6 protein-coding genes are annotated in these 7,067 nt (G+C 44.9%); 1 reads left to right on the plus strand and 5 read right to left on the minus strand.

All coding sequences use genetic code 11. The features are described from left to right. The 4 genes from lepB to V7Z60_RS07970 all read right to left on the minus strand — a co-directional run. Window positions 1-598 (minus strand): signal peptidase I (gene lepB, locus V7Z60_RS07955; protein WP_334117301.1); only part of this gene is annotated, 598 nt, incomplete at its 3' end. 11 nt (window positions 599-609) lie between these two features. Further along, window positions 610-1,020, minus strand: coding sequence for a hypothetical protein (locus tag V7Z60_RS07960; protein ID WP_117643882.1), 411 nt, complete (start codon window positions 1,018-1,020; stop codon window positions 610-612). A gap of 92 nt (window positions 1,021-1,112) precedes the next feature. Beyond that, entirely contained in the window at window positions 1,113-1,958 is an 846-nt protein-coding gene (locus tag V7Z60_RS07965; protein WP_334117302.1) for a sugar phosphate isomerase/epimerase family protein, read from the minus strand. A gap of 45 nt (window positions 1,959-2,003) precedes the next feature. Further along, a complete protein-coding gene (locus tag V7Z60_RS07970) occupies window positions 2,004-2,873 on the minus strand; it encodes a DegV family protein (protein WP_334117303.1) in 870 nt (289 codons plus the stop codon). Window positions 2,874-3,082: 209 nt separating this feature from the next. On the opposite strand from V7Z60_RS07970, the gene V7Z60_RS07975 reads away from it, so the two are divergent. Then, window positions 3,083-4,783, plus strand: coding sequence for an Rqc2 family fibronectin-binding protein (locus V7Z60_RS07975; protein WP_334117304.1), 1,701 nt, complete (start codon window positions 3,083-3,085; stop codon window positions 4,781-4,783). Between the two features lie 44 nt (window positions 4,784-4,827). On the opposite strand, the gene parC is transcribed toward V7Z60_RS07975, so the two are convergent. Next, window positions 4,828-7,067 (minus strand): DNA topoisomerase IV subunit A (parC, locus tag V7Z60_RS07980; RefSeq protein WP_334117305.1); only part of this gene is annotated, 2,240 nt, incomplete at its 5' end.

The following is a 7,067-nucleotide window of genomic DNA, read 5'->3' on the forward strand; positions in this document are numbered from 1 at the left end:
AGTCAGCTCTTTGATACGAATTGATCAAATCATGCCTGCTGTTCCAGAACGGGACTTTGACGACGCCGAGTATTTTCTTTCTTGGAACGAATCCATAATAGCGACTGTCGTTTGAAACGCTTCGATTATCACCCAAAACGAAATATTTCCCTTTGGGAACTTTAAACGTGCTACCGGTTCCTAAAACAACGCCCTTTGCCTTGGGCAGATTAGCAGCAACCTTCAAGGTTCCGTCAACCTGCTGCTGCGATGTAATGTAGCCTTGCGACCTGAATTTTCCATTAACAAAGAGCTGGCCGTTGTCACGATATTCAACGGTGTCTCCAGGCAAGGCAATCACCCTTTTGACATATTTAGTGTCCTTTGTCAGGCTCGTGTTGTTCCGGTCGACTCCGTAAGCATCAAAGACGACTACCGAATCGCGCTTTATCCTTGCCTTATGCAGCATCAAAACCCGTTCATTATTCTGAAGGTTCGGATACATTGATGTTCCGTCAACTTTTACGACTGAGACAAAGAACGTTTTAATGACGGCTGCAATCAAAAAACCGACAAGAATCGGAATGACCCAGCTTAAAATATTTTTAACAGCTTTCAAGTAATATTTCCTCACAAATCTTTAAATTTCTGATTCACGTACAAGTGATTCAGATACAGTGCAAAAATTGCGGCAAATAACAGCTCATATAAAAGGAATACAGAACTTTCGCCATATACGAACGGCATGAATATTACTATCAAATCCAGTCCGATTCTCACAAAGAATCGCGGATAATCAAAGTGAATCATATTGCTGAACAAGCTTATGATTCCAACGAAAGCTATCAGCAACGCAAGTAAAATCAAGAACGTGAACAGAATTTTAGCATCATCCGCATATCGTTCGGCAGCTTCAAAGGACCTTCCGGGACGCCTGAGAATTGCTACTATCAATCTGAAATACCATGTGCTGAGAATATAAACAACACCCAATATGCCGATGATGATATTCATCCATATGTTAAAAGCCTCACGCTTCATGTTCCGGCCCCCTAAAATTAGTTAATCCCACAAGTTGATTATAGTATATAATCGGCTGCATTAAAGCATATAGCAGCGATAATCTGCTATTTTTAAGCGTTTCTTAACTTATCCGCGAGGCCTAGAAGATATTCATGACTTGCTATTTGTTCTGACGCATCCCTTTGATCTTTCAGAATAATCTCATAGATGCTCGTCGCATTGTCATTCATTAACGGCAATGCCTTTGCCCAGTCAATTTTTCCCTTGCCAAGAGGCAGACTGTCATGCGTTTCACCCATTGAATCAACCAGGTGATAATGAACGACGTGATCCTTCAGGCGTTTCATCGAGGCCAGCAGCTTTTCGTTGCTGCCGCGATTCTTGATGAAGCAGTGCGAGGTGTCAAAGGCAAGACGGTAGCCTTTTTCAAAAATATAAAGGTCTTCTTCTTCATCACCGTAATAAAAAATCGGCGAAATCGAGTTTTCAAACATAATGTGATTTTTGCCAAGATTCGCAAACGAGTCAATGCGGCGATAAGCCTGTTCTCTTGCCTGGTCGACTCCTCCCCACATATTGATGTAGCTTTGGGTCTGGCGTGAATAGGATCCGTGAACGAGCAGCTGAGCATCATAGTCAAATGCGAGCTGCAGCAGATCGTCCGTGCTTTTGTCGATAAAATTATAGAGGTCGCGGCACTTATCGAAAGGCGCGATCAATTCCGTAAACTGGCCATGAAATCGCATCGGGTGGTGCATCACGATCTTTTGTACGCCCTCGCTTTTGATCCATTCAAAATCATATCTGAAACGTTTGAGTCCATCCCTCGTAAAATCATTTTCAGAAGTATAAAATTCGAAAACATCCGGTTTGTAACGCAGTCTGTCTTCAATTTGTTCTGAGTCAGTGCTTGCTTTTAACCCTAGTTGAATTTTCAAAATGTCACCAGCTTTCATAAAATTAAGGAGCTGAGATTGATCCCAGCTCCTTTTCGTATTGCGTTATTTGTAGATATCTTCCATCCATCCGAGCGCAAGAGCTTTTTCTCCGAGATGCGTTCCGATAACAGGACCGAAGTAGCTGATATCGATTGGACAATCGGGATGATTCTTGGCTAATTTGTCTCTCCATGCAAGAGCGGCAGCTTCATCATTTCCATGGAAGATGATTAAACGCAAAGGATAGTCTATCCCTTTGATACGTTCGTCAAACAAATCTTCTGCACGTTTTAAAGCTCTCTTAGAGGAACGAACTTTTTCAAAGGCCACAATTTTATCCGATTCGTCATCAAACGTTAAAAGCGGCTTAATTCTCAAAACGCTTCCGATAAATGCAGAGGCGTTTGACAGACGTCCTCCTCGAACGAGATTCTGCAGATCGTCGACGACAAAGATTTCATCGATCGTATCGCGCAAATGATCGAGACGCTTGAGAATATCATCCAACTCTGCTCCGTTTTGAGCCATGCGAGCCGCTTCGATGGCTAAATACCCCATCAAAAGAACCGTAATTTTTGAATCATAGGGAATAAGATTGATTCGATCGGAAACGGCATCCTTGACCGTTGTTTCAAGCGTTCTGACGAATCCGGAAATAGTTCCGGCAAGATGAATGCTGATAACGGTATCGTATCCTTCGTCCGCTAATGACTCATACAATTCAACCAATTCTCCGACCGGAGGCTGCGAAGTCGTCGGGAACTTTTCGCACGTACGCAATTTTTCATAAAACTCTTCAGTTGTGATGTCGATGCCCTCGTTGTAAACTTTGTCATCGATAATAAAAGGAATCGGAACAACGCGAATATTATATTTTTCCACCTGTTCTTTGTTAAGATAGGCTGTACTGTCGGTTACAACAGCGATTTTCATTTAACTACACCTACTTTAATTTATTATTGCAAACTTAATGATACCACATAAACGGGCCGATGACTAGAAAGCCGGAATATGTTTCGCATTTGAAGAGATTTCTTATTCGGTATCTTGCTGATGCTTCCTTTTATTTTTTGACGTTTTCTTTGCCATATTCCGCAAAAAAAGTTAGAATATTAGGGAATGCTTTTAAGGAGGAATGAGAAATGGCTTTTGACGGTCTTTTTACTCGTGCAATGGTCAAGGAACTTGCTGACTGCCTGGTTTACGGCCGGGTCGCAAAGATTTCTGCTCCGTATCAGAACGAGGTCATTTTGACGATTCGTAATCAAAGGAAAAACTACCCCTTGCTGCTTTCGGCGCATCCCACGTATGCACGGGCTCAAATCACCGAAATTCCGTACTCCAATCCGCAGACGCCGACGAATTTCACGATGGTTCTCAGAAAATATCTGGAAAGTGCCAGACTTGCATTTATCGAACAGGTTGAAAATGATCGCGTGATCAACTTCGGATTCGTTACGAGAAACGAACTCGGAGACAAATTGCCGCTTCTTTTGAGTCTTGAAATCATGGGACGCTACAGCAATCTGATTCTGGTCGATCAGGAAACGGGAAAGATCATCGATACCGTCAAGCACGTATCAATGGATCAAAACAGGTATCGGACGCTTCTGCCGCAGGCAACGTATCGTTTGCCGCCTTCTCAGGGAAAAGTCAATCCCTTCGAAGACGAGTCGAAGACATATCTGGAACTTCTGAGAAAGTTCCCTAATCGAGAAGTTCTGGCCGGAAACATCGTTAGAACATATCAGGGCTTTTCAAGAGAAAGCGCGTTGATTTTGGCGGACCGTCTTCATGAGACAAGTGAGCCTGACGATGCATTTGCTGCATTTTTAAGTGAAACCGCTAATCATCCGTATCCAGCGATTTCGGAAACCGACAAGGGACTTGATTTTACGTGTTTCAAAACAGAATCCAAGAGCGTCAGAAGATTTGAAACGCTGAGTTTGATGCTTGATGCCTATTATCGCGAAAAAGCTACGAGAGATCGCGTCATGTCGCAGGGATCAAAGCTGATTCACGTCATCAAAAACGATCTTTCGCGTAACAGAAAAAAGCTCGTTAAACTTGAAAAAGAGCTCAAGGCAACGGAAAATGCCGACGATTACCGCATCAAGGGCGAACTTTTAACGACCTATCTCCATCAGATCAGGCGCGGAATGACTGAGGTCGTGCTCAATAATTATTATGATGGCGAAAAACCAGTCAAAATCACATTGTCTAATCAGCTTTCACCGTCAGCCAATGCGCAAAAGTATTTCAAGCGTTATCAAAAACTTAAGAATGCCGTTTCCTTCGTTACGAAGCAAATCGATTTGACGGCAAGGGAAATTGATTATCTCGAAACGATTCAGGCTCAGATTGAACTCGCTGAACCTAAAGACTTGCAGGATATTGAGCTTGAGCTTGAAAAAGGCGGTTACCTTGGGACAAAGGCCAAGTCAAAAAAGAAACCACATCAGGCAAAAAGCAGGCCTGAAACCTTCATTGCATCGGACGGAACGGAAATATCTGTCGGAAAGAACAATTACCAAAATGACCGTTTGACGCTCAAAACTGCCAGAAAGGATTATTACTGGCTGCACGTCAAAAACGTTCCCGGCTCTCACGTCATCGTCAATTCGGATTCTCCAAGCGAAGAAACGCTGACCGAAGCCGCAGTCATCGCTGCTTACTATTCAAAATCCAGAGCCTCGGCCAACGTGGCGGTTGACTTTGTACAAGTCAAAAAAATCAGAAAGCCAAACGGCGCAAAGCCCGGGTTCGTTATCTACGAAGGTCAGAAAACGCTCTACGTCACGCCTGACAAGGAACTGGTCGAAAAACTGAAGCATGCAAAGTAAAAAAAGCCTGAAGCTACGAACGTGGCTTCAGGCTTTTTTGTGATTTATTCATCTTCTGAATCAGGTTCCTGACGGACAATCGTGACCAGACAAGGATTACCTTGAGAATCCGTGTCAAGCACGAATGATCCGTTTGAATAGCGATCGCATGACGGGTGATTCGAAACGCTGAGTTCGATCTCTTCGCCTGCAGTCGTTTCGATAATCAACTTGTCCGTTTCGACAACCGGCTTGGCAAAGAAGATTCGATGCGGGTTGCGCTTCAATTCACGCAAAATCTGAACGCCGCGTCTGGCCCTTGAATTCTGCGGAATCTTGTCGAGTTTCATCTTCTTGAAAGCTCCGCGTTGAGTCACGATGGCAATCTCATCATGTTCTCTTACCAAAGAAACGCCGACCAGATAGTCTTCTCTTAAATCCATGCACTTGACGCCGCTTGTTCTAGCTCCTGTCGTCGGCACTTCATTCAATGAATAGCGCAGTCCGTACCCGGTATGCGTTGCACAAAAGACTTGCAGATCTTCATCCGGCGTCTCAACGAACTCGGCCATGATGACTTCATCAGTACCAGTTTTAAGCTTGATGAACGTCTGTGCACGTGATCTGTACGTCCGTCCCGGTTTGAGATCTTTAAGCAGCGTTTGCTTGATCATGCCTTCCTTAGTTGCAAAGACAAATGCTCCTTCTTTTTCAAGACTGTCAAACGTAAATGCTTCGATAACGTGTTCATCATCGCTTAAACCGACCGTCTGACTCAAATGCTCACCGGTGTCTTTCCAGCGCGAATCAACGATGTCATGAATCGGCCGGTAGATGACGTTTCCCTTATTGGTGAACATCAGCAGATGATCCAAAGTATTGGCGACTTTCATCAAAACGACGACGTCTTCATCCTTCAGACCATTGTCGCCTTCATCCGAGGCCTTGAACGAGCGCAGCGAAGAGCGTTTTACGTATCCGTCGCGCGACACGAGCATCATGACGTCTTCCTGGGCGACCATGACTTCGGTGTCGATTTTGAGTTCCTCGATTTCAGCCCTGATTTCAGTCAGGCGCGGCGTGCTGTATTTTTTGTCAATTGCCCTGAGCTCCTTCTTGATTACTTTGTCAAGTTCCCTGCCGTCATTCAGAATCCTGGTGTATTCGACAATTTTACTTTCAAGTTCTTCGGCTTCGTTTTGCAATGCGGTAACGTCGGTATTCGTCAGACGATAAAGCTGCAGGGAAACGATGGCCTCGGCCTGCCTTTCAGTAAAGTCAAACGATGAAACCAGGTTTTCCTTTGCATCTTTCTTATTCTTTGATGCACGAATGGTTTTGATGACATCATCCAGAATCGACAGCGCCTTGATCAGTCCATCAACGATGTGCTTGCGTTCTTTGGCCTTGTTAAGGTCAAATTCAGTGCGTTTCGTCACCACGATGCGCTGATGTTCAAGGTATGATTCGAGAATCTTCTTCAATCCGACGTGCTTGGGGCACTTGTGATCGATTGCAACCATATTGAAGTTGTATGAAATCTGTAAATCAGTATTCTTGAACAGATAGTTCAAAATGCCCTGTGCGTTTGCGTCCTTTTTAAGCTCGATGACGACGCGGAGTCCTTCGCGGTCGCTTTCATCCCTGACTTCAGAGATACCCTCTGCCTTCTTCTGCAGTCTGATTTCGTCAATTTTCTTGACCAGCAAGGCTTTGTTGACCTCATAAGGAATTTCTTCGATTACGATCTGCTGCTTTGCGCCGCGAATATCCTCAATTCGTGTCCTGGCCCGAAGCATTGCCTTGCCGCGTCCCGTCTCATAAGCTTTTCTGATGCCATCCAGTCCAAGCATAATCCCGCCCGTCGGGAAATCGGGCCCCTTGATGAACTTCATCAGATCGTCCAGGTCGGCTTTAGGATGATCCATCAGATAAATCGTTGCCTGAATCGTTTCAGAAAGATTGTGCGTCGGAATCTCCGTCGCATATCCCGCAGAAATTCCCGTTGCTCCGTTAACCAGCAGATTTGGAAATCGCGCCGGCAAAACGGTCGGCTCAAATTCGGTATCATCGAAATTCGGCACCATTTCAACCGTTTTCTTGTCGATGTCCTTCAGCATCTCAGCCGCAATTTCCGACAGCCTGGCCTCCGTGTAGCGCATGGCAGCCGGAGGATCACCGTCCATGGAACCGTTGTTGCCGTGCATTTCGATCAGAGGTTCGCGTAGTTTCCAATACTGGCTCAAGCGCACCATCGCTTCGTAAATTGAACTGTCACCGTGCGGGTGGTAGTTGCCCATGACGT

This window comes from Ligilactobacillus sp., from assembly GCF_036846325.1.
Classification (GTDB): domain Bacteria; phylum Bacillota; class Bacilli; order Lactobacillales; family Lactobacillaceae; genus Ligilactobacillus.